Genomic DNA, 21,653 nt, shown 5'->3' on the forward strand with positions numbered 1-21,653 from the left:
CCAAAGCTGACAAGCCCGAAGGTATGTTTTTGGTGTTAAAACGATCTCAGCGGCGCTCTACGCTGCGCGTTCGCGTCCGCTGGCCACAGGCACCAGATATTGCCGGAAAAGCACTGCACAGGCCGCCCAGCTGTAATTTAAGGCAAAGCTGCGGGCATCAGCCCGCTTCAACTTAAGCGCTTTTTCGGTCGCAACGGCCAAATCATCATCCATGACACCCGCCCGCGGATCTGTGAGCACATCAATCGGCCCCATCACAGGATAAGCCGCCACAGGCACACCGCACGCCATCGCTTCAAGCATAACATTGCCAAACGTGTCGGTTTTAGATGGGAAAACAAAAACATCGGCGCTTTGATAATGCGCCGTCAATTCTTCCCCTTGTTTGCGCCCTACAAAAACTGCGTCGGGATAGTTGGATTCCAACTCCGCCCGTTGCGGCCCATCACCCACCACGATTTTCGTGCCAGGTACATTTAGCCGCAAAAAGGCCTCAACATTTTTTTCAACCGACACCCGCCCCACGCAAAGAAGGTGCGGCCCCGGCAAATCTTGGAATAGCGTTTTTTCACCCGGCGCAAATCGCGTTGAATCAACACCTCGGGTCCATTCAACAACATGTTGAAAGTCCTTATCTTTCAAGTCTTCAACAACCGAACGTGTCGGCGCCAGCGTGTGGGTTGCCGCCTCATGAAACCAACGCAAATAGGCGTATGACCATTCGCAGGGTACAGGGATGCGCGCCGCGACATATTCTGGAAATCGTGTGTGATAACTGGTGGTGAATGCCCAATGCTGAGCGGTGCAAATATAACGAGCCATCAGCCCCAACGGGCCCTCGGTGGCAATATGAATATGGTCCGGATCATATTGTTCTATGATGTGACCAATTTCGCCCAACCATGCCAATGAAAGTCTGATTTCAGGATAGGTAGGCAGCGGCATGGTCCAAAACCGCTCAGGTGTCAGATAGTCCACCTGATAACCGATTGCCCGAAGCTCCTGCCCCACCTTGTCCAAACAGCGTACAACGCCATTCACTTGTGGGTGCCAAGCATCGGTGACAATCAGCAGCCTTGTCATGCAACTTCACGCGCCTTTTTACGGCGCGCCTCTTGTTGGGGTTTGGTGGCCATGTCGGTCCAATGGATCAACTCAAACTGACCATCGTGATTTTCGACAATCGCGGTGCAACTCTCCACCCAGTCACCCGTATTGATATAACGCGTGCCATAAGTATCGTGCATGTCCGCATGATGAATATGGCCGCAAATAACGCCATCAACGCCGGTTTCTTTCGCTTCATGCGCCAGCGCTTCTTCATAACGCCCGATAAAGCTCACCGCATTTTTGACCTTATGTTTGGCCCAAGCGGACAAAGACCAATAATTCAGGCCCAATTTGCGCCGCACCCAGTTGACCAGAATATTGATGCGCAAGGCCGCGTTGTAAGCCCAGTCACCCACATGTGCCAGCCATTTGGCATGGCGCACCACCACGTCAAACTGGTCGCCATGGATCACCAGATATTGCTTGCCATCGGCAGCATGGTGGATCACGCGATCAATGATTTCGATATCGCCGAAATGGGTGCCGATATAGTCACGCAAAAATTCATCATGATTGCCCGGCAAATAAATAAGACGCGCGCCTTTGCGGGCTTTCTCCAGCAGTCGTTGCACCAAGAGATTATAGCTTGAAGGCCAATGCCAGGATTTCTGCAAGCGCCATCCATCAAGGATGTCGCCAACCAAATAGATCGTTTCAGCGTCATGAACCTGCAAAAAGTCGATCAGTTGGTCCACCCGGATGGTCCGCATGCCCAAATGGACATCGGATATAAACAAGGCTTTTACATGCCGGGTTTCGTGTTCTTGCATCATTCTTTTACGCTCGCATTTCTACTGCGCCCCAAATACTCAACCCGATTCAGGCGTCATTTTTGTGACACCTTACCTTGTTGCATTGCCTGGGGCAAAGGACCTATCGGGCCAACGTACCTTTCATGCCCACAATGCGTGCATAACTTCGCTCAATCATCTGAGCAAAAGCCGGGTCGCGTTCCGCTTCACTGATCAATAGATTGAGTATTTTGTCTGGCAATTCAAGGCTTGGTTCGCGCGTATTTGAAAAAAGCAAGATGTCATTGCCCGCGCGCACCGCCGCCAACACCGCTTCTTTAAAGCCATAATGCTTTGTGATCGCGCCCATTTCCAAATCGTCGGACACCACAACACCATTAAAGCCAAGCCCTTGGCGCAACACGCCATTAATCGCGACAGGCGATAGGCTGGCGGGATAATCATTGCTCGCCGCCTCAGCAAAGCTCTTGTGATAAAGGTGGCCCACCATCACCATTTGCGCCAAATTTTGGCTGATGAGTTTTTGAAACGGCACATATTCCGTGTCGCGCCAGCTGTCCGTGATGTCAGCAAAGCCCAAATGGCTATCGGCCTGACTGGACCCGTGGCCCGGGAAATGTTTCAGCGCTGTCAAAACACCTGCCGCCTTGTGACCCTTCACAAACGCAGCGCCATAATCAGTCACAACATCAGGGTTTGCTGAAAACGACCGGCCATATTTGGCGATAATCGGGTTGTTGCGGTTTACATTTACATCTACCACCGGCCCGAAATTCACATTAAAGCCCAACGCGGCCAAACGGCGCCCCAGATTCTCATAAAGCGTTTGTGCCGATCTGGCGTTCATAGAATTGGCCACATCGGCGGCGCTGGCGATTTCAGCGAACCCAACCGAGTTGGTCAGCCGCTCAACTTTGCCGCCTTCCTGGTCAATACTGATCAGCAAGGGCAAAGCTGATGGCACCACGGATTGCCAATCCGCATTTTTGCGTTTGACCATATCCACCGAGGCGACATTGTATTTCAAATACAACACACCGCCAATTTTCCCCTCTTTAGCCAAGGTTTTGACGCCATTGTGCCATTGGCCGGACGCTTGATCGCCCTGAAAGCCGATCATGATCATCTGACCGGCTTTTTCGCGCAGGGATTGCGCCATCGTTGGGAGAGAAAGTTGGGCGAAAACAACCGCCGCGAGGATAAAAAGACGCATAAGCACCGCTCTGTGAATCAAAAAACTATCAATGCGTGAGGAATATGCCTGAATTTGGGCTGCTAAACTGCATTTTTTTGCAGTGGTGCATTATAGCTTTCCAACAGATTGCAGAATTCTTCGCGGCCCAATGGTTTGCCGAACAGATAGCCCTGCCCGATATGGCAGCCAGCGCGCCGCAAAATATCCGCCTGCTCCTGCGTTTCGATGCCCTCAGCCACCACTTTTTTGTTCATATGTTTTGACAGCGAAACAACCGCATCAATGATCGCCATTGAATGCTGGTCTTGCGGCAAATTGCGCACAAAGGCCTGATCAATTTTGATCTTATTCACCGGCAGCTTGCTCAAATAGCTCAAGGATGAATAGCCCGTACCAAAATCATCGAGGGCAATACCCACACCGCGCTCAATAATAGAGTCGAGAATGCCAATGGTCCGGTCCTGTTTGGACACAAACACGCTTTCAGTGATTTCAATATCCAGTCGCGAAGGATCAAGCTGAGATTCCTTCAACGCATATTCGATATCGCCAAGAACATCGCCATATTCGAACTGAACCGCAGAAACATTCACCGCAATGCGTCCGCCGCGATTGGATTTCGCAGCATCCATGCAAGATTGTAAAAGCACCCATCGGCCAATTTCAATGATCATACCACTATCTTCCGCGACCGATATAAACCGGTCAGGACGAACGAAACCCAGTTCCGGGTGCTGCCATCTCACCAATGATTCCGCGCCTATAATGCGATTGGTGGCCAAATCCACCTGCGGCTGATATTGCAAAAACAATTGCCCATTCTGAACCGCATCCAACAAGGCCACCTCAATAGATTGCCGATCTTTAACCCGTGCGCTGAGCTCACTACGATAGGGGAAAAAGCTGTTCCCCGGCATCGATTTGGCCTCCGAATGCGCCATATCGACGTGGGTGAGCAAATCTTCAGCAAAATAGCCGGAATTATTGGTGTCCGTCATGCCCAAGCTGGCGCCGATCAACGCCCGGTGCGCACCGATGGTATAAGGCGACACGATGGCGCTGAGCACCTTATTGGCCAAGATTGGCACCTCATGCTCTTCCATCAAATGCGGGTAGACTGCTGCAAACCGATCCCCGCCCAACCGGGTGACGCTATAAAGACCCAGCTTACCCAAGCGTTTCACCACTTGTCGGAGCAACTCATCCCCGATGCTGATGCCCAAACTGTCATTGATGTTTTTAAAGCGATCCAGATCAAGCAACAATAGAGTCATATCGCGCGGTGTTGCGGAACGCGGTCGACAATAATTCTCCAACTCGACAACAAGTTTTTGTCGCGAAAATGCCCCCGTCAACGTATCGTAATTGGCCAAATAGGACAGGCGTTGCTCATGATTGAGACGCTCGGTCACATCACGAAACGTCAAGCACGCCACCTGCTCATTCACCCCATGGCCAAGATCAATGCGCGAAACGGTAATCGAATATTCGAGCGCGACCGGCCGCCCCGGATATCCCTTGTCGGCATAAATGCCCTGCTCAAAATGATGCAGGCTGGATACCTTGCTTGGAATCCCCGCCATCACCTTATGCCGCAATAGGCGCACCGCCTCTTTGAAGAACAGCCCCGGCAAAACCTGCGCTTTCTTGCCCGCAAGCCCAGCGCGCGCCTGCAATATTTCTTCGGCGGGGCGGCTCGCCGATACAATTCTCTCTTGGCCATCAATAATGATCACGCCATCAAAATTGTCCTCAACCACACGATCGAGAATGGCCTGCATGCGCACGTTTTCGATGCTGATTTGCTCAATGGCGGCACGTCGGACGGTCAGCTCGTAGAAGAAAAACACCACGATCACGCCAAAAGCCACAGTGTGCGCCGCCGCCGAGTTTATCAAATAGCCAAATTGCGACAGGGCGTAGAAGGCAAGCAACTCAACCAGGACAAAGGCGACAACATAAGTCGCAACCAACGACCAGATTGAAAAGGGCTTTCCGCGCAGAACAAGCGCCAACAACATGACAAACACCAGCAGCACACCTGGCCAGCTGCCGACCGATGTCAGTCGATTGCCCTCTAACCGGCTTTCGGCGGCCAGTGCCAGCAAAGCAACGCCGGGTATGTGACCATATTTGGGCACCAAAACAATGTCCCCAAGCTCAACAGCGGTGGCGCCCACCAAAACCGTTTTATTGGCCAGACGCTCGGGCTCAACCCGACGCTCGATCACATCAATGGCGGAGATAACGTCAATCTGAGCGATATCTAACCCATAATTGACGAGAACCGATGGTTGCGCCTCAGGCGCCTGATATTGGCTGATGGCAAAAGGCAAACTCTTAATGTTTTCACCCGCAATGCGTGCCCCGTTATCCAATTCCCGGATCTTGCCATCATCATCTGGACGCACATTAACAACAACCGGCTCGCCATAAGCACGAAACTGAGCCAATGGCAGCGAATTTGCGATGGCCACAGTGCCATCACGCTGGCGCACCAATTGATTGAAGCTCGCAAGATAGGTAAAGCCCCCAGCGCGTCCAAGCGCTTCAGTAAGCCTCAGATCATCAAGCGCATTCGAGGGCTGAGATAGATCAATATCCAAAGCGATCTCGTCGACTTGATATTCGATCAACCCATCAATGATTTGCGCGTGAACGCGCCGCGGCCATGGCCACTGTCCCACCTCTTCCAAACTGGCGGGATCAATTGCAACAATCACGATTTTTTCTGAGACGGGCTCATTGATCATCGAATAATGATATTCGTTGAAATATCGATCAAAAGGCACCAAGCCGCCAACCATTTCGACCAATAGCGCAAAGGCTGTCACCGCAACCAAAGTCAATATCTTTTTAAGCGTTAGCGCCATTTCGTCCCAAACTCGTAAGCCAATTACGATGATTGGCGGCTCCAACCCGGGTGAGTGCGCCGACAATTCAAGGCCATAAGACCATGAATTGGTTGCTATTCACTTTACGCTAAAATAAAACGGGCCCCTTTTACAAAGGGCCCGTTCACGTAATCAATCTTTTACTTCAAGAGCTGGAACTATCGTTCCTTGCCTTTTCCATTGTCGCCCGCATTGCCTTTGTTGTTGCTTCCAGCGTTGCCTTTGTTGTTGCTCCCGGCATCGTCTTTCACGTTACTCCCGGCATCGCCCTTGTCATTTCCGTTGCTGCTGCCACTGCCACCAGCGTTGCTATTGCCGCCCACATTGGGGTTGTTGGCATTTTCGTTTTTGGCTTTGGACTGGCTTGGCTGCTTGCTGGCGTTTAACGCCGCATTCCCAAGCCCTAACTTGGCTTTAAGTTCCGCAACATCGTTGGCGATGGGTTTATTGGACGCCATGCCAAAGAATGGCTCTATCGAACCGCGCCCGCTAACTTCGACAATTGCATTGGCGCCACCTTGTCGTCCCGCGCGTTGACCTGCCTTGACGTCAACTTTGACTTTTCGCTCATTATCTTGCACTTCAACACGACCTCGGCGCACTTGCACTTCGGCCGCATTGCCGTTCTTATCGGCTTTAACGGTGAATTTTGTTCCCTTAACAACAGCCGTAAGCAGCGGCGCCCGAACAGCAAAATGCTGAACATTCTGCTTTTCAACATCGACGGTGATTTCGCCAAAATCCTGCTCGACTACAGTTGAAAGTGCACCCACACGATCCTTGATACGAATGCGAGTGTCGCCCCGCACATCAATTGACTCCTTGCCACGCATGAAGACAACACGTGCATTTGGTGCTGTTTGAATGGCTGCTGAACTGTCCACGACATGGCCCCGGAAAATCTGCTGCCAATCACCATCATCAAATACAAAAACGCCACCACGCAACTTGTTGGCCACCCACTCCTCTGCAAATCCATGGGACACCGCCAACGGCACCACAAACGCAAAGAAAACAAGGATCAATTTCGTAATTCTGATCATGCTTCACCTCTCCAAATCTCGTCTGAAAACATTACGTCAGCCGGGCAAAACAAGTTCTTAAGTGCTCAAGTTGATTAGAGAGATAGTTAAACAATACTAAACATACCGCTCATCAAAAAAATGCCGCGGCAAACGCCGCGGCACCAACTGATCTCAATGCGTTTTAGCGCTGGTAAATGTCCTATCTTGAACCTGCACCGCTCGGCTTACCCGCGTCACTCGGCTTACCCGCGTCACTCGGCTTACCCGCATCACTTGGCTTACTCGCATCACTTGGCTTACTCGCGTCACTAGGTTTGCCCGCATCGCTAGGTTGCCCAGCATCACTCGCGCTGCTGGCGCCACTGCCGGCATTTTCGGGTGCGCCAGCCACTTGCGCCGCACTGCCAGCATTGTCACCTTGCGCATTCGCTGCGCCTGCCCCGGCCTCAATGCCTAATTTCTCTCGCAGTTCGCTGCCACTGCTCGCCAATGGTATATTGCTCGCCATGGAGATAAATGGCTCCACTTTACCGCGACCGCTAACTTCAACAATTGCGTTAATGCCGGCGCTGCGCTGCGCTTTTTGGCCCGCTTTGACATCAATCTTGACCTTGAGTTCGGTGTCTTGCACTTCAACCCGCCCGCGACGCACCAGCACTTGTGCAGCGGCGCCCTCTCTGCTGGCGATAACGGTGAATTTTGTGCCCTTCACAACCGCAGTCAATAACGGTGCCTGCACGGCGAAATGCTGCACATTTTTGCGCTCAACATCCACGGTGATTTCACCGAAATCCTGTTCAACAATTGTGGAAAGTGCGCCCACGCGATCCTTAATACGAATACGTGTATCGCCCCGCACATCAATTGACTCCTTGCCACGTGTAAAAACAGCGCGTGCATTAGGTGCCGTTTGAATCGCGGAAGAGCTGTCCACCACATATCCGCGAAAGATTTGTTGCCACTCCGCACCACTATAAACGAATACGGCTCCGCGCAACTTGCTGGCTGTCCACTGTTCCGCCATTGCTGCGTGCGCCGAAACGCTTGTTAAGATGATTGCGAAAAACAATATTATTTTGGCAAATCTGCCCATGATCCTGCCTCAGTTTTTGAACCTACCTCATACTAAGAATGGTAGTGCAAACAGGACGTTAACAATTAATTTTGAAACCAAACGAGGTTAATAAAGGTAAATTATTTAACCAAAAGAATAAAAAAACGCTGCGTGAAAAAATCCGCGCAGCGCCTAAAATACGATCAACTACAATGAGTTATCGGTTTGCCCGGTTTTCGATCAAATCGTCCACCACCGATGGATCGGCCAAAGTTGAGGTATCACCCAACGAGCCAAAATCGTTTTCCGCAACCTTACGTAGAATACGACGCATGATTTTGCCGGAACGTGTCTTGGGCAATCCTGGTGCAAACTGGATCAAATCTGGCGACGCGATCGGGCCAATTTCTTTGCGTACCCAATTGCGCAATTCCTTTTTCAGCTCTTCACTTGGTTCTTCGCCTGACATCAAGGTCACATAGCAATAAACGCCCTGCCCCTTCACATCGTGCGGATAGCCAACAACAGCCGCTTCTGAAACCTTATCATGTGCAACCAGCGAGCTTTCAATCTCAGCCGTGCCCATGCGGTGGCCAGAAACGTTCAGCACATCGTCGACCCGACCCGTGATCCAGTAATAGCCATCTTCATCTCGACGACAGCCGTCACCCGAGAAATAGTAGCCCTTATAGGTCTCAAAATAGGTCGATACAAACCGCTTATGGTCGCCATAAACAGTGCGCATTTGGGCTGGCCAACTGTCCTTGATGCACAACACGCCTTCAGCTTTGGTGTCCGTTTGCACATTGCCTTCTTGGTCCAAAATCTCAGGCTGTACGCCGTAAAATGGCATTGTGGCTGAACCGGGTTTTGTTGGTGTCGCACCTGGCAACGGCGTGATCATAAACCCGCCCGTCTCGGTCTGCCACCACGTGTCCACAATCGCACATTTGCCGCGGCCAACATGCTTATTGTACCACTCCCAAGCCTCTGGGTTGATTGGCTCACCCACAGAACCCAAAATGCGCAGGGAAGAAAGATCCGCCCCGTCAACATATTCATCACCAGCGCCCATCAAAGCCCGAATGGCAGTTGGTGCAGTGTAGAAAATATTGACTTTGTGCTTGTCACAAACCTGCCAGAACCGCGAAGCATCCGGGTAGTTTGGCACGCCTTCAAACATCAGCGTGGTCGCCCCATTCGCCAATGGGCCATAAAGAATATAGGAGTGGCCTGTTACCCAACCCACATCGGCAGTGCACCAATAAATGTCGCCCTGCTTGTAATCAAACGTCACTTCATGGGTCAGTGAGGTATAAACAAGGTAGCCGCCCGTTGTGTGCAGCACACCTTTGGGCGTGCCTGTGGAGCCAGAAGTGTAAAGGATAAATAGTGGATCTTCCGCATTCATCCGCTCTGGCTTACAAAACTCGTCAACGCCAGTTGCAGCCTCGTGCCACCAAACGTCGCGGCCACCCTTCATTTTGATGTCGTTGCCGGTGTTTTCCACCACCAGCACTTTTTCAACACCATGGGCATGTTTCAGTGCCTCGTCCACATTGGCCTTCAACGGCACGGTTTTGCCACCGCGACGACCTTCGTCAGCGGTCACAACGACAGCGCTGTCACAGTCGTTAATCCGGCCCGCCAAAGCTTCAGGGGAAAAGCCACCAAACACAACGGAGTGAACGGCGCCGATGCGCGTACACGCCAACATTGCGTAGGCCGCTTCTGGGATCATGGGCAAATAAATGGTGACGCGGTCACCCTTTTTCACACCCAATTCCTTCAACACATTGGCAAAGCGACACACGCGACGGTGCAACTGGGCATAAGTGATATGCTCATCTGTATCAGGCTCGTCGCCTTCCCAAATGATCGCGGTTTCGTCAGCGCGGTCTTTCAAATGACGGTCAATGCAGTTGACTGAAACGTTCAACTCGCCGTCTTCAAACCATTTGATTGACACATCTGGGTATTCGAAAGTCGTGTTTTTGATTTTGGTCGGCTCTTTCATCCAATCGATGCGCTTGGCCTGCTCTTTCCAAAATCCCTCAGGATCATTGACCGACTGCGCATAAAGCGCGTCGTACTGATCCTTTGTGGTCAATGTGCGTGAGACAATATCTTTAGGTGGTTGGTAAATGTCCGAACTCATTGGACGGTTCCTCCTCGATCAATCCAATCATAAAGAGACCGTTGCCGACCTCCAGTTGAATACGGTCAACACACATCCAAATTGAATATGTGAGTTGTCCCCACAACACCGTGCTAAAAGGGCTAATGGTTGCGGGGCCATCGGTCAATATCACCAGCCCCGATTTAGACCGGTTTTCGCTGAATTATTGTGCAACCGACCACGTATATTCAACACTTTTAAAGAAGATTACCCCAAACTGGCGCAACACCAAATGGGGAATTGGGACATGTCCGACGCAAAAACACCAAATTTTCAACCTGCACGTGAGGATGAAATCGATTGGGTTTTATACATGGTGCACCGCGCCATCGACGAATCTGAGTTCTATTGTGACGCGTTCAAAGAGGCCGAACGTGAACGCATGAACATTCACTTCATCACCGCGCTTTGGGAATATGACCCACAACATCTGTTCGTTCTGCGCAAAGGCGATGAAAAAGTGGGCATCATGATCTCCGGCCCCGACAATGGCGTCGTGTTTCTGTACTGGTCCTACATTTTGCCCGAACACCGCGCCTCAACCATCGCGATCAAGGCCAACAAGAGTTTTCTACAAATGTTCGACAATGGGCATTGGCATAAATTGGTGACCTTTACCCGCACAACCAACGAAAAAGCCAACATCATTCTGGCGCGCTATGGCTGGACCGAGGTGGCCCAACTGAACAATCATATTTTCGGCGAAGATTACAAAATTTTTGAGATCCAGATGGAGAAAACGGTGCCCGGCTATCGCCCCTTCCGGGTGCCTGGGCGCCTCGAGCGTCTCAAACGCAAAGTCCTCAAAATTTTCGGCAAATAGGGGGCAATATGAAAGTGTGGCTGCAAACAGCAATGCTGCCGGGCATTCGCAAACGGTGCCTAAAAACGGCGCTGATTGTGGGCACCCTGCTAATGTTGATCAATTATTATGACCGCTTGATGATCGGGCAATTGCTCATGACAGACCTGATCAAAATTGCGCTCACCTATTGCGTGCCCTTTGTGGTTTGCACCACAGCGTCGGTCAGCGCCGTGCTTGAAAAGCGTGAACAGAGATCAAACCCCGTCCATAAGACGTAATTCTTGCCCCCTCTCCTTTAACATGCCAGATTTGCAGCGCATTTAGCGTACAACGCAATTTGTAAAAGCGCATCAAAGGATCGAGCATAAGTGCTGAACATCATCACATTTGGGACAGCGGTCTATATTGCAATTGTGTCGGGCATCACCTTGCGCATCCTCGCCCGCAAGCATATTTCCAGCTCCGCACGGCTGGCCTGGTTCATTGTGGTCATCACACTCCCGGTGGCGGGCACGGTGCTGTACGCCCTGCTGGGTGAAGTGCACATCTCGCAAAAGCTACGCTCCAGCAAAGCCCGTTTGCTAACCCAGATGAAAGAACTGGAGCATGAAAAGCTATGCGGCGACCCGGCACCCTATAAAAAGGTGCCCCAACGCTATCATGCCATCTTCGAATATGCCCAAACCATCAATGACTTTCCCCTTTCCGATGGCAACAGCGCCGAACTGATGGCCGACGCCGACGAAACGCGGCGACGGATCATTGAAGACATTGATCAAGCCAAAGACCATGTGCATCTGCTCTATTATATTTGGCTAACGGATACGACAGGCACCGAAATCGCCGAAGCGGTGATCCGGGCCGCTCAGCGCGGCGTCGCCTGCCGCGTCATGGCCGATGCGATCGGCTCACGCGCGCTGCTCAAATCTGATTTGTGGGTCAAAATGCAACGCGCGGGCGTGCAAACAGAAACCGCCATGCCGTTTGAAAGCATGATCGCAACGCACCTGTTGAACCGGTTTGACCTGCGCAATCACCGCAAAATCACGCTTATTGATGGCAAAATTGTTTATTGCGGCAGCCAGAATTGCGCAGATCCAGAATTTCGCCCAAAGGCAAAATATGCCCCATGGATTGATATTATGGCGCGAATGGAAGGCCCCGTGGTCAACCAAACCCAGCTGCTATTTGCGAGCGATTGGATGAGCCGCCGCGCCGACGCGCATCTAGATTCATTTCCGCTCAATGGCACACCTGTTGAAAATGGCTTTGTGGCACAAGTGAACGGCAACGGCCCAACAGAACGGCGCGGTGCCGCAGCGCATTTGTTCGCAACGCTGATCCAATCGGCCGATGAAGAGATCAACATCACCACCCCCTATTTTGTGCCCGACATTATCGTGCTCAACGCCTTGTGTGCCGCGGCCATCCGTGGTGTGAAAATCAATATGATTGTGCCGCGGAAAAATGACAGCTGGGTGGTCGCCACCGCCGCCAAATCATTCTACCCAGAAGTGTTGACCGCAGGCATCCGGGTGCATGAATATGTCGGTGGGTTGCTGCACGCAAAATGCCTCACCATTGATGGCCGCGTAACCATGATTGGCTCGTCAAACCTGGATTTGCGCAGCTTCGATCTAAACTATGAAAACAACACCATCATCTATGACAAAATATTCACAAACGAAGTGAACGAGCGGCAACAGCAATATTTGAAAAATTCTATTGAAGTTCACCTGGAAGAAGTGAGCAGCTGGCGACTGCCCGTAAGGATTTGGCATAATGTGATTGGCACGTTGGGGCCGGTGCTCTAGTCGTTCGGCCCTTTTTTGCGGAATGAGTTGACCCACCGCATCGCGTTCGCCTTCACATCGCGGATCAAAAACAGGGTTTCACCAACCAACCGCGGCACAAACCAATGGGCATAATTCATCACCGGGGGCACTGTCGTGATCGCACCCGCCTTGCCCGCCATGCCCTTTTTGAACTGGTGTAGCCCCAAAAAGCCATCCGTACCACCCAAATCATACCATTTGACCCGGGGCTGAGTGCCCAACCAACGCATGATTTCCCAATGCATGAAATAGCCCGCTTGCATCGGCAACGCTTTATCATTGGTCGCGCCATAAAGATAAACGGCCGTGTCGCCGCCCACAAAAACAATCGCCCCAGCCACCGCTTCTTGTTCATGATAGACCATGAAAATCTCAGGACGGATCGAGGGATCAATATTGTCCATCAAATGGTTGAGCGAGTCATAGGCGGAATAATCGGGAAACTGCTTGCGCGCCGTCATCTCTTCATAAAGCGCGTTAAATTCTGACATTTTGTCTGGGCCAACATGCTCAAACCGCATTTCATTTTTTTCTGAATTGCGCAAATGCTTGCGCCACTTTTGATTAAAGCTGGCGCGCATCTCATCATCAGAGAGATCGACATTGACGAAATAGCGATTGGGAAAGGGCAATCCGGCCCCTTTTTTGAAGCCACTTTCGCGCAGATATTCGAATGCCGGATTTGGTTCAACGGGCACCGCGCGCGGCAAGATGGACAGCATCAAACGCCGCTTCACCGCATATTCATGCTTAAGCCAATCAACAACGGCCTGATAATCGGCACGTGCGCTGGGCAAACTATTGTCGAGAAGTATCGGCCCCCATTTACAAACGGCCAAACCACCAAGCCCCATTGGCGCGGTGCGGTGCATCACCAAACAGCCCGCAATGAGGCGGTCACCAGCATAAAAATTCAAGCGATCAAGCTGCATGGCCGGCCAACGCTCAGAGGCGAAGACATCCAATTGTTCCTGACAAACATCATCAAACAGATGCGCTTGCGCATCCCAACTGGCGGCGTCCATCTCTTCCACGCGCAAGGATTGATCAACGGTCACCTGATCTAATTCTACAGCCAATGCCATTCCACCCATCAAACGATCCAACTCGGGCCAACCCCGTCGTTTCTATACTGAAGTCTCGGTATATTGACGACGATTTTACCCAAACTTAGTTAAAACACGACAAGTGATAAGATTTGGTAAGGGTGGTGGAAACCGCTAGGCTTGCTCAAGCTCGATATGACGCTGCTCGGCCCACTGCGCATATTCTTTCATGCTCAAAAGTGAGGCTGCCTCTTCATCGACAACCACAACAGCATGCTGATGCATTTGTAACGCAGAAGCTGGACACGCCGCAGATACCGGGCCTTCCACGCACCCGCGCACCGCTTCGGCCTTTGTTGCGCCTGTTGCCAAGAGCAGCACTTCCTTCGCATCCAAAATGGTGCCAATCCCGGTGGTGATCGCATCGGTTGGCTGGAACTCATCCGCATCAAAATATCGTGAATTGGCTTTAATCGTTGATTTAGTGAGTGTTTTGACCCGTGTGCGGGACGCAAGGCTCGACAAAGGCTCGTTAAAGCCGATATGCCCGTTCACGCCGATACCCAACAATTGCAGATCAATGCCGCCTGCCGCTTGGATCTCTTTTTCATAGCGCACGCACTCCGCATTCGGATCAGCGGCGGCCCCGTCAGGCACGTGGGTGCGCGCCTTGTCGATATCGATGTGATCGAACAATTTTTCATTCATAAAGTGGCGGTAACTCTGCGCATGATCGCCCGCCAACCCGATATACTCATCCAAATTGAAGCTGGTGACATCTTTAAAGCTCACCTCACCGCGCTGATTGGCCCCAATCAAACGCTGATAAAGCGCAACAGGTGATGACCCGGTCGCCAAGCCCAAAATTGAATTCGGCTGCGCTTTAAGCTGATCAACAAAATAATCACACGCAAAATCGGCTACGGCCTCGGCATTTTCTAGAATGACCAATCGCACCTTAATCTCCAGTCGTTCGGTATTATGCGGCGCTACTCCGCCCGCATTTCGGTTGCAAATACGTAGCGATCCCCACGATAATAGGATCGCGTAAACTCCATTGCAGCACCTGATTGGTCAAACGAGCGACGCTCGATATCCAAAACCGCGTCACCTTCTTTCACGCCCAAAAACCCAGCCAACTCCGCCGTGCAATTCACCGCACGAAGACTTTGCTGGGCTTTGACCGGACGATAGCCCCCGGCCTGAAGCAACTCATAAAGCGAGTCCCCTTCGGCAACATGATCGGCATTGATGATCGAGGTGGGGAAATAGGCAAGCTCGTACGCCATGATGGCATTATCCGCATAACGAATACGCCGAAAACATGAAACCAACGTGTCAAATGACACGCCCAAAGCCATGGCCACATCAGGTTGTGGCAACACCACCCCTTTAAAGACCAGCTTAGAACTCGGCTCCATACCACGATTGCGAATGTCTTCGGAAAACCCGTTCAAAAACGCCAAGGATTTTTCGATCGACCGCGGCCGATTGCGCGGCACATAGGTGCCTAATCCTCGTTTTTGCACCAATTGCCCGTCGGTCAATAACGGCTTGAATGCACTCCGAATGGTCACACGAGACAAACCCAGCTTTTCAGACAACTCGCGCTCCGCAGGCAAAAAGTCGCCAGGGCCAAGCACACCACGCTCAATGGCGTCGCGCAACCCTTCGGTCAACACACCATAACGTGCGCCTGGACGGGTCAACGCGGATTTCAAATGATCAATAAGCTGCGCTGGATCATGTTCTGGTGCTGCCAAGTCGTCCACTCTATTCCTCCAAGATACACCAATTGGAAACTGATTGCTTTTGATCACAACGGTGCATTTTCATATCGCCTACAAATAAAGAAGACTCGGCAGCACAGGCTGCTGCCCGCCAAAGATACCAATAAAATACCTATACCGTCAATTTGAAACTGCACAACTGTCGGCAAACAGTGTCGATAACTGAGTTTAGCCAAGAATCCTTTGATTAAAAGCCCATATTCGCGTTTTCAGCAAACAGATGCGGCAGATCAGGATTTGGCAGAACCGCCAGACCAAAAGATGGGCACAGTACCCGTCCACAAAATACGCGCATCCCGATCCGTCACATTGCGCCAGCTATGTTGCCGTGTGGACCGAAAATGCAGGCTATCGCCCGCTGCCAGCGCCACAGATTCACCCTCAACATCGGTGGTCACTTCACCTTCAAGAATGAAAATAATCTCTTCGCCTTCATGACTGACCGTCTCCGACTGATAGCCGGCAGGCACAGTGATGATAAAGGACGAAAGCACGTTTCCGGCAAAATCTGCGCCCAAGCGCTCATATTTCAGTGACGAATCATCAACAGAAAAGCTCTCTCTTTCACCCGATTTGGTGGTCCCCCGGATCACAGCCGGCGAAGAAATGAAATATTCCATCTCTACATCCAAACTGCGCGAAATAAGCGACAATGCCCCTAAAGAGGGCGTGGCTTGATCCCGCTCCACCTGACTGAGAAAGCCAACAGATAGGTTTGCCGCTTCACCCAACGCCTTCAACGTCATGTTCAATTTGCGCCGCCGTTCACGAATAAGCGCGCCAATCAATGGCTGACCTGTGTGCGCATTGAGGGTTTTGGAAGAGCCTTTTGTCATATTTTCGGTTACCTATCGAAAAATTTTTGATATAACAAAAATTGTTTTACTGTTCTGCTGGAATAGTCCGTGACACGACGATTCTCAGTTTTCAACGGCTTTAGATAAAGCCTCGCTTAAAAATCACATTGTGTCGCCAAATACTAGGGAAAAAACCCAATATTCACGCGGCAATTTCTAAAGAGTACAATATAACAATGCAAGAATTGGCCAGAATCATTTCGCAACCCGACGCCGAAACCAACTTGTACGCGCGTTTAGAACAAGAAGTACAACAACAGGTCGGCGCTAAACTTGTCACCTTGATGTGGCTTGATTTTGAAGCGGGTCGCGCACGTCGAATCTATACCAATCGCCCAGATTTATACCCCACCGATGACAGCAAACCGATCACGAAAAATCCTTGGCACGAGCATGTGATTGTCAATCAAAACACCTTTGTCGCCAACAGCTTGGACGAAATGGACGAGCAATTCGCCGACAAAGAGTTTTTCTCAGCCCACGGCTGCACTTCCGTTTTGAATATGCCCATCATTATTGATGGCAAAACTGTCGGTTCACTAAATCTATTGCATGAAGATAATCATTTTACCCCGGCGCGGATAAAGCAAACACAAGAGCTTGTTCTCACCGCCATGCTTTGTATTATGCTGCAACAATCCAAGCTAACCAAAGCATAGGTCAATCAGCGCATTATGCAGTTCGAATCCATCGTCACATCAACGGTTGAATGGGGCTCCACCTATGGCATGGCCGCCATCGTCGCCATAATTGTTATTATTGTAGGCTGGTTTGCCTCAGGTTGGCTCTCCTCCGCCATCATAAGGGTATTGCCCCACAACAAGGCCTTTGATGAGACAATTGCGCCGATGATCTCGCAAATCGTGCGCTATTTGGTGCTCATCATTGCGATTGTCATCGCGCTGAGTGAGTTGGGCGTGCAAACGGCATCAATCCTCGCGGTGCTCGGTGCCGCAGGTTTGGCCATTGCCCTCGCGCTGCAAGGCACCCTGTCAAACATCGCAGCGGGTGTGATGCTGCTTTGGCTGCGCCCCTTCAATGTTGGCGATTATGTGGAAGCCGACGGCATCAATGGCATCGTCAAGCAGGTTGGCCTGTTCGCCACCCGCATGCGCACCCTGGACGGCAAATTTCTTTTTGCGCCAAATTCAAAGATTTGGGACGCAACCATCGTCAATTACAACCGCGAAATGACCCGTCGCGTCGACTTCAGTGTCGGCATCGATTACAGCGCGGACATATCAAAAGCCCGTGCGGCCCTGCTGGCCGCAGCCGCGCAAGATGAGCGTGTGCTCAAAGCACCCGAACCTGTGGTCTATGTCATGGGCCTTGGCGACAGCTCAATTGATCTGCAACTGCGCTGCTGGACCAAAACAGAAGACTATTGGGAAACCGCCATGTCCATGAACGAAAAAGGCAAATTGGCATTGGATGCGGCCGGCGTGGCTATTCCGTTCCCGCATGTTCAATTGGTGCGCCCGACCACCGATGAATAATTAGGCCTTGACCTAAGGGCCCGCGAGGCCCCCTACTTGCCATTAGACCAACTCGAAAAGTAGGATCGAATGAGTATGGAAAACATCACACTTTGGGATGGTCAAACAATCCCACGCCTTGGATTTGGCTGCTGGGCCATTGGCGGCCCGTTTTGGGCCGATGCTATCCCGGTCGGCTGGGGCGTGGTCGACGACAATGAATCAAAACGCGCCATTCAAGTCGCATTGGATGCTGGCATCCGCTTTTTCGATACGGCCGACGTTTATGGCGCTGGCCATTCGGAAAAAGTGTTGGGCGAAGCCCTTAAAGGACACGATGATATCATTGTGGCCACCAAGTTTGGCAATCAGTTCGACGAGGACACAAAGCAGGTCACTGGCCGGGGCGCCGACCGCGCTTATATCCGCAAGGCCGTGCAAGCATCGCTCCGCCGCCTAAATCGCGATTATATCGACCTCTATCAATTACACATTGATGATCTGGATGGCGATGACGCGCAGGAAACACAAAGCGCGTTGGAAGAGCTCGTCTCCGAAGGGCTGATCCGCGCCTATGGCTGGTCGAGCGACTATCCAGACCATTCCAAGCAATGGCTTGGCGGCAAGAACTATCGTTCAATCCAGCATGATCTAAACCTCTTCACGCCAGCCACAGAAACATTGGCTCTGGTGGAAGAGAACGACATGGTCTCCATCAACCGCGCGCCCCTCGCCATGGGCATGTTGAGCGGCAACTACAAACTCAACCACAGTTTTGGTGAGGATGACGTGCGCTCAAGCGGCACACCTTGGATGAAAAAGATGGGCAGTGTGCAATCTGAGGAAGAAGCCCAGACGCGCCTCGAGGGCATACGTGAGTTACTCACAACTGGTGGCCGCACCACGGCTCAAGGCGCATTAGGGTGGATTTGGGCTCAAAGTGATCGCGCCCTGCCCATCCCCGGCTTTAGAACCGAAGCGCAAGCCCATGAAAATGCAGGTGCGCTTGAATTTGGTCCGCTGGACGTGGATGTTCTGCACGAAATAGACGAGCTGGTAAAAGGCAATTTCAGCTAATCAAAACACCACGGGCGAGGCGATGAACCACACCGCCTCGCCCTGATGTCTTATTGCTTATTTCGCGTCAATGCCCTGATAGGCTTGGTCGCCCCAAAGCTCTTTCACGCGTTTGTCGCGACCGCAGGTCAAGCGATAGAAATTATAGCGTATTGGATTTTTGGTGTAGTAATCCTGGTGGTATTCTTCAGCTTTGTAAAAGCGATCATCTTCAATGATTGGCGTCAGAATACGCTGACCAAGCGCCGCTTCAGCCTGTTCTTTTGAGGCCAGCGCCGCAGCTTCCTGATCCGCTGTTCGGGTGAACACGGCCGTGCGATAGCTGTTGCCCCGGTCACAGAATTGACCGCCCACATCAACAGGATCCACCGTGCGCCAGAAAATATCGACCAGTTCACGATAGCTCACCACGTCATTGTCAAAAACAACCTCAACCACTTCATAGTGGCCTGTGCCACCAGCGGTCACTTGCTCATAGGTAGGGTCTTCCACGGTACCACCCGTATAGCCGGAGATGGCTTCCGTGACGCCCTCGACTTTTTCGTAATCAGCTTCCACGCACCAAAAACATCCGCCTGCGAATGTGGCGCGCTCTTCCACGGCCTGCGCCGCACCGACGCTCATCAGACTTGCTAGAGCGATATAAATAAATGCTCGCATGTTCATTCTCCTTTGTATGGAAACGAACATGACGCCGACAAAGTTCACTTACAAATCACCATAACGTCAAAAAAGGTGCCGAAACAATTCCGGCACCTTTCCGTATGAGTCAAATCAGCAGCAAGCTGCAAGCTGACCTATGAGTCAATTTGAAGGGCTTGAATCTCTTGCCCTATGAGTCAAGTGGACTATCCAGCCATCGCCCCTTGAGCAGATGCCCCACGCTCCACCAACAAACGGTTATAAGCGTTCAGATAGGCCCGTGCAGACGCCACCAACGTGTCCGGCTCTGCGGTACGCCCTGATGCAATCTTGCCGTCCATTTCCAAACGCACATGGGCGTTGGCCTGGGCATCGGTCCCGCCGGTCACCGCATCAACACCATAGAGCACCAAGTGCGGATCAGCACCCACAGCCGCTTTAATGGCATTGAAAATCGCATCAACTGAGCCCGTGCCCGTGACGCTAACAGATTTCTGCTCGCCTTCAATCGACAACACCAAGTCGCACCGATGCTCGCCACCTGTGGAGGTGCTGACGCTCATGGAGACCAGCTTGATCTTATCTTCAACTGAGCCCATTTCATCATCAACCAAGGCCACCAAATCTTCGTCATAGACGTGCTTCTTACGGTCAGCCAATTCCTTGAAACGTTGGAACGCCTCTTGGAAGGCGTTGTCGCCTAACTCATAGCCCAATTCTTTCAGCTTTTCCTTGAACGCATGGCGGCCCGAATGCTTACCCATCACCAAGGAGGTGGCTTTGATGCCCACACTTTCCGGCGTCATGATTTCGTAGGTCTCAGCGTTTTTCAACATGCCATCCTGGTGGATGCCGCTTTCGTGCGCAAAGGCGTTTTTACCCACAATTGCTTTGTTGAACTGCACATTGAAGTTTGACGCAGCCGCCACAATCTTCGACGCGCGTGCCAAATGGGTTGAATCGATTTCCGTGTGATAGGGCATGGTATCGCCGCGGGTTTTAATCGCCATCACGATCTCTTCAAGCGCGGCATTACCTGCCCGTTCGCCCAAACCATTGATCGTACATTCCACCTGCCGTGCACCCGCGCGCACCCCGGCCAATGAGTTGGCGACGGCCAAGCCCAAATCGTTGTGGCAATGTGTAGAGAAAATTGCCTTATCGGCATTAGGCACAGTTTCGATCAAGGTTTTGATCATGTTGTAATATTCTTCCGGCACCGCATAGCCGACTGTGTCCGGAATATTGATGGTGGTTGCGCCAGCATTAATCGCCGCTTCCACACATTTGGCCAAAAAGTCCATCGGCGTGCGGGTGGCGTCCATGCCGGACCATTCCACATCATCAATCAAGTTGCGGGCCTGAGTCACGGTTTTGGTGACAATCTCCAACACTTCATCCTGAGTCTTGCGCATTTGGTGCGCCAAGTGAATTGGCGATGTGGACACGAATGTATGGATACGACCGCGATTGGCGTTGCGCACCGCTTCAGCCGCCCGATCAATATCGGCGGGGATGGCGCGCGCCAAGCCAGCAATGACGGAGTTTTTCGACCGACGGGCAATCTCAGCCACCGCCTCAAAGTCACCATTAGACGCGATGGGGAAACCAGCCTCGATAATATCGACGCCCATATCGTCCAACAATTCGGCAACTTGCAGCTTTTCTTCAAACGTCATGGTCGCGCCCGGCGACTGTTCGCCATCGCGCAAGGTGGTATCAAAGATAAAGACCTGATCGGTATTGGTATTTTGTGTTTGTTCGCTCATTTTCAAAACTTTTCTCTAGACAGGGCGCATCGCCCAAAATTGACCTTTGGTGTGCAAATTCCCCTAAATACCCGTTCTCCCTGATGAGAACCGTCGGTACTCAGGGGCTAATAAGGAGTAGGTCTAGAGATAGGTTTTGCGCGCGCAG

The 21,653-nt window shown here is 51.7% G+C and carries 19 protein-coding genes; 6 read left to right on the plus strand and 13 right to left on the minus strand.

All coding sequences use genetic code 11. The annotated features are described in order from the left end of the window. Positions 1-57: 57 nt before the first annotated feature. From G549_RS0106720 to acs, 7 genes are all read right to left on the minus strand, one after another. Positions 58-1,083: a glycosyltransferase family 4 protein gene (locus G549_RS0106720; RefSeq protein ID WP_027834384.1), complete on the minus strand. Its 1,026-nt coding sequence runs from the start codon at positions 1,081-1,083 to the stop codon at positions 58-60. After that, entirely contained in the window at positions 1,080-1,883 is an 804-nt protein-coding gene (locus G549_RS0106725; protein WP_027834385.1) for a UDP-2,3-diacylglucosamine diphosphatase, read from the minus strand. The genes G549_RS0106720 and G549_RS0106725 overlap by 4 nt, the downstream gene beginning before the upstream one ends. Before the next feature lie 100 nt (positions 1,884-1,983). Further along, positions 1,984-3,021, minus strand: coding sequence for a glycoside hydrolase family 3 protein (locus tag G549_RS19335; protein ID WP_169449616.1), 1,038 nt, complete (start codon positions 3,019-3,021; stop codon positions 1,984-1,986). A 116-nt stretch (positions 3,022-3,137) separates the two neighbouring features. Further along, positions 3,138-5,930 (minus strand): EAL domain-containing protein, encoded by a 2,793-nt coding sequence (locus tag G549_RS0106735; protein WP_027834386.1) that lies wholly within the window; start codon positions 5,928-5,930, stop codon positions 3,138-3,140. A 179-nt stretch (positions 5,931-6,109) separates the two neighbouring features. Further along, positions 6,110-6,994, minus strand: a complete 885-nt coding sequence (locus G549_RS0106740) for a FecR domain-containing protein (RefSeq protein ID WP_027834387.1) — start codon at positions 6,992-6,994, stop codon at positions 6,110-6,112. A gap of 181 nt (positions 6,995-7,175) precedes the next feature. Beyond that, entirely contained in the window at positions 7,176-8,000 is an 825-nt protein-coding gene (locus G549_RS0106745) for a FecR family protein (RefSeq protein ID WP_169449617.1), read from the minus strand. 247 nt (positions 8,001-8,247) lie between these two features. Continuing rightward, positions 8,248-10,188, minus strand: a complete 1,941-nt coding sequence (gene acs, locus G549_RS0106750) for an acetate--CoA ligase (protein ID WP_027834389.1) — start codon at positions 10,186-10,188, stop codon at positions 8,248-8,250. A 268-nt stretch (positions 10,189-10,456) separates the two neighbouring features. Here acs and G549_RS0106755 point away from each other — a divergent pair, with 268 nt between their 5' ends. The 3 genes from G549_RS0106755 to cls all read left to right on the plus strand — a co-directional run bounded on the left by G549_RS0106755 (position 10,457) and on the right by cls (position 12,828). After that, the gene (locus G549_RS0106755) at positions 10,457-11,032 is read left to right on the plus strand and encodes a hypothetical protein (RefSeq protein ID WP_027834390.1); all 576 of its coding nucleotides are present in this window, start codon (positions 10,457-10,459) and stop codon (positions 11,030-11,032) included. Positions 11,033-11,040: 8 nt separating this feature from the next. Beyond that, positions 11,041-11,292, plus strand: a complete 252-nt coding sequence (gene nrtS, locus G549_RS0106760) for a nitrate/nitrite transporter NrtS (protein ID WP_051213510.1) — start codon at positions 11,041-11,043, stop codon at positions 11,290-11,292. Positions 11,293-11,382: 90 nt separating this feature from the next. Next, complete coding sequence (gene cls / locus G549_RS0106765; RefSeq protein ID WP_210162406.1) at positions 11,383-12,828, plus strand: cardiolipin synthase; 1,446 nt, start codon at positions 11,383-11,385, stop codon at positions 12,826-12,828. On the opposite strand, the gene G549_RS0106770 is transcribed toward cls, so the two are convergent. The 4 genes from G549_RS0106770 to G549_RS19345 form a co-directional block, all read right to left on the minus strand. Further along, positions 12,825-13,934 (minus strand): lipid II:glycine glycyltransferase FemX, encoded by a 1,110-nt coding sequence (locus G549_RS0106770; RefSeq protein WP_027834393.1) that lies wholly within the window; start codon positions 13,932-13,934, stop codon positions 12,825-12,827. The two genes, cls and G549_RS0106770, sit on opposite strands and share 4 nt — an antisense overlap. A 135-nt stretch (positions 13,935-14,069) precedes the next feature. Continuing rightward, the gene (gene nagB / locus G549_RS0106775) at positions 14,070-14,852 is read right to left on the minus strand and encodes a glucosamine-6-phosphate deaminase (RefSeq protein WP_027834394.1); all 783 of its coding nucleotides are present in this window, start codon (positions 14,850-14,852) and stop codon (positions 14,070-14,072) included. A gap of 32 nt (positions 14,853-14,884) precedes the next feature. Then, on the minus strand, positions 14,885-15,667 hold the full coding sequence (locus G549_RS19340; RefSeq protein ID WP_051213511.1) for a GntR family transcriptional regulator: 783 nt from the start codon (positions 15,665-15,667) through the stop codon (positions 14,885-14,887). A gap of 248 nt (positions 15,668-15,915) precedes the next feature. Next, a complete protein-coding gene (locus G549_RS19345; protein ID WP_051213512.1) occupies positions 15,916-16,521 on the minus strand; it encodes a helix-turn-helix domain-containing protein in 606 nt (201 codons plus the stop codon). Between the two features lie 245 nt (positions 16,522-16,766). On the opposite strand from G549_RS19345, the gene G549_RS0106790 reads away from it, so the two are divergent. The 3 genes from G549_RS0106790 (at position 16,767) to G549_RS0106800 (ending at position 19,094) form a co-directional block, all read left to right on the plus strand. After that, positions 16,767-17,201: a GAF domain-containing protein gene (locus G549_RS0106790; protein WP_169449618.1), complete on the plus strand. Its 435-nt coding sequence runs from the start codon at positions 16,767-16,769 to the stop codon at positions 17,199-17,201. Positions 17,202-17,216: 15 nt separating this feature from the next. Beyond that, positions 17,217-18,038: a mechanosensitive ion channel family protein gene (locus tag G549_RS19350; protein ID WP_051213513.1), complete on the plus strand. Its 822-nt coding sequence runs from the start codon at positions 17,217-17,219 to the stop codon at positions 18,036-18,038. A 69-nt stretch (positions 18,039-18,107) separates the two neighbouring features. Further along, on the plus strand, positions 18,108-19,094 hold the full coding sequence (locus tag G549_RS0106800; protein ID WP_027834396.1) for an aldo/keto reductase: 987 nt from the start codon (positions 18,108-18,110) through the stop codon (positions 19,092-19,094). 57 nt (positions 19,095-19,151) lie between these two features. Here G549_RS0106800 and msrA read toward each other — a convergent pair whose 3' ends face one another. Both msrA and G549_RS0106810 read right to left on the minus strand, forming a co-directional pair. Further along, entirely contained in the window at positions 19,152-19,754 is a 603-nt protein-coding gene (gene msrA / locus G549_RS0106805; protein ID WP_027834397.1) for a peptide-methionine (S)-S-oxide reductase MsrA, read from the minus strand. 188 nt (positions 19,755-19,942) lie between these two features. Continuing rightward, positions 19,943-21,505, minus strand: a complete 1,563-nt coding sequence (locus G549_RS0106810) for a 2-isopropylmalate synthase (RefSeq protein WP_027834398.1) — start codon at positions 21,503-21,505, stop codon at positions 19,943-19,945. Positions 21,506-21,653: the final 148 nt, after the last annotated feature.

This window comes from Maritalea myrionectae DSM 19524 (assembly GCF_000423365.1).
Taxonomy (GTDB): domain Bacteria; phylum Pseudomonadota; class Alphaproteobacteria; order Rhizobiales; family Devosiaceae; genus Maritalea; species Maritalea myrionectae.

What these genes read in the sequence shown, in the direction of transcription:
- G549_RS0106720 (WP_027834384.1), bottom strand. Translation starts at nt 1,083, where the DNA reads ATGACAAGGCTGCTGATTGTCACCGATGCTTGGCACCCACAAGTGAAT.
- G549_RS0106725 (WP_027834385.1), bottom strand. Translation starts at nt 1,883, where the DNA reads ATGATGCAAGAACACGAAACCCGGCATGTAAAAGCCTTGTTTATATCC.
- G549_RS19335 (WP_169449616.1), bottom strand. Translation starts at nt 3,021, where the DNA reads ATGGCGCAATCCCTGCGCGAAAAAGCCGGTCAGATGATCATGATCGGC.
- G549_RS0106735 (WP_027834386.1), bottom strand. Translation starts at nt 5,930, where the DNA reads ATGGCGCTAACGCTTAAAAAGATATTGACTTTGGTTGCGGTGACAGCC.
- G549_RS0106740 (WP_027834387.1), bottom strand. Translation starts at nt 6,994, where the DNA reads ATGATCAGAATTACGAAATTGATCCTTGTTTTCTTTGCGTTTGTGGTG.
- G549_RS0106745 (WP_169449617.1), bottom strand. Translation starts at nt 8,000, where the DNA reads ATGGCGGAACAGTGGACAGCCAGCAAGTTGCGCGGAGCCGTATTCGTT.
- acs (WP_027834389.1), bottom strand. Translation starts at nt 10,188, where the DNA reads ATGAGTTCGGACATTTACCAACCACCTAAAGATATTGTCTCACGCACA.
- G549_RS0106755 (WP_027834390.1), top strand. Translation starts at nt 10,457, where the DNA reads ATGTCCGACGCAAAAACACCAAATTTTCAACCTGCACGTGAGGATGAA.
- nrtS (WP_051213510.1), top strand. Translation starts at nt 11,041, where the DNA reads ATGAAAGTGTGGCTGCAAACAGCAATGCTGCCGGGCATTCGCAAACGG.
- G549_RS0106770 (WP_027834393.1), bottom strand. Translation starts at nt 13,934, where the DNA reads ATGGCATTGGCTGTAGAATTAGATCAGGTGACCGTTGATCAATCCTTG.
- G549_RS19345 (WP_051213512.1), bottom strand. Translation starts at nt 16,521, where the DNA reads ATGACAAAAGGCTCTTCCAAAACCCTCAATGCGCACACAGGTCAGCCA.
- G549_RS19350 (WP_051213513.1), top strand. Translation starts at nt 17,217, where the DNA reads ATGCAGTTCGAATCCATCGTCACATCAACGGTTGAATGGGGCTCCACC.
- G549_RS0106800 (WP_027834396.1), top strand. Translation starts at nt 18,108, where the DNA reads ATGAGTATGGAAAACATCACACTTTGGGATGGTCAAACAATCCCACGC.
- msrA (WP_027834397.1), bottom strand. Translation starts at nt 19,754, where the DNA reads ATGCGAGCATTTATTTATATCGCTCTAGCAAGTCTGATGAGCGTCGGT.
- G549_RS0106810 (WP_027834398.1), bottom strand. Translation starts at nt 21,505, where the DNA reads ATGAGCGAACAAACACAAAATACCAATACCGATCAGGTCTTTATCTTT.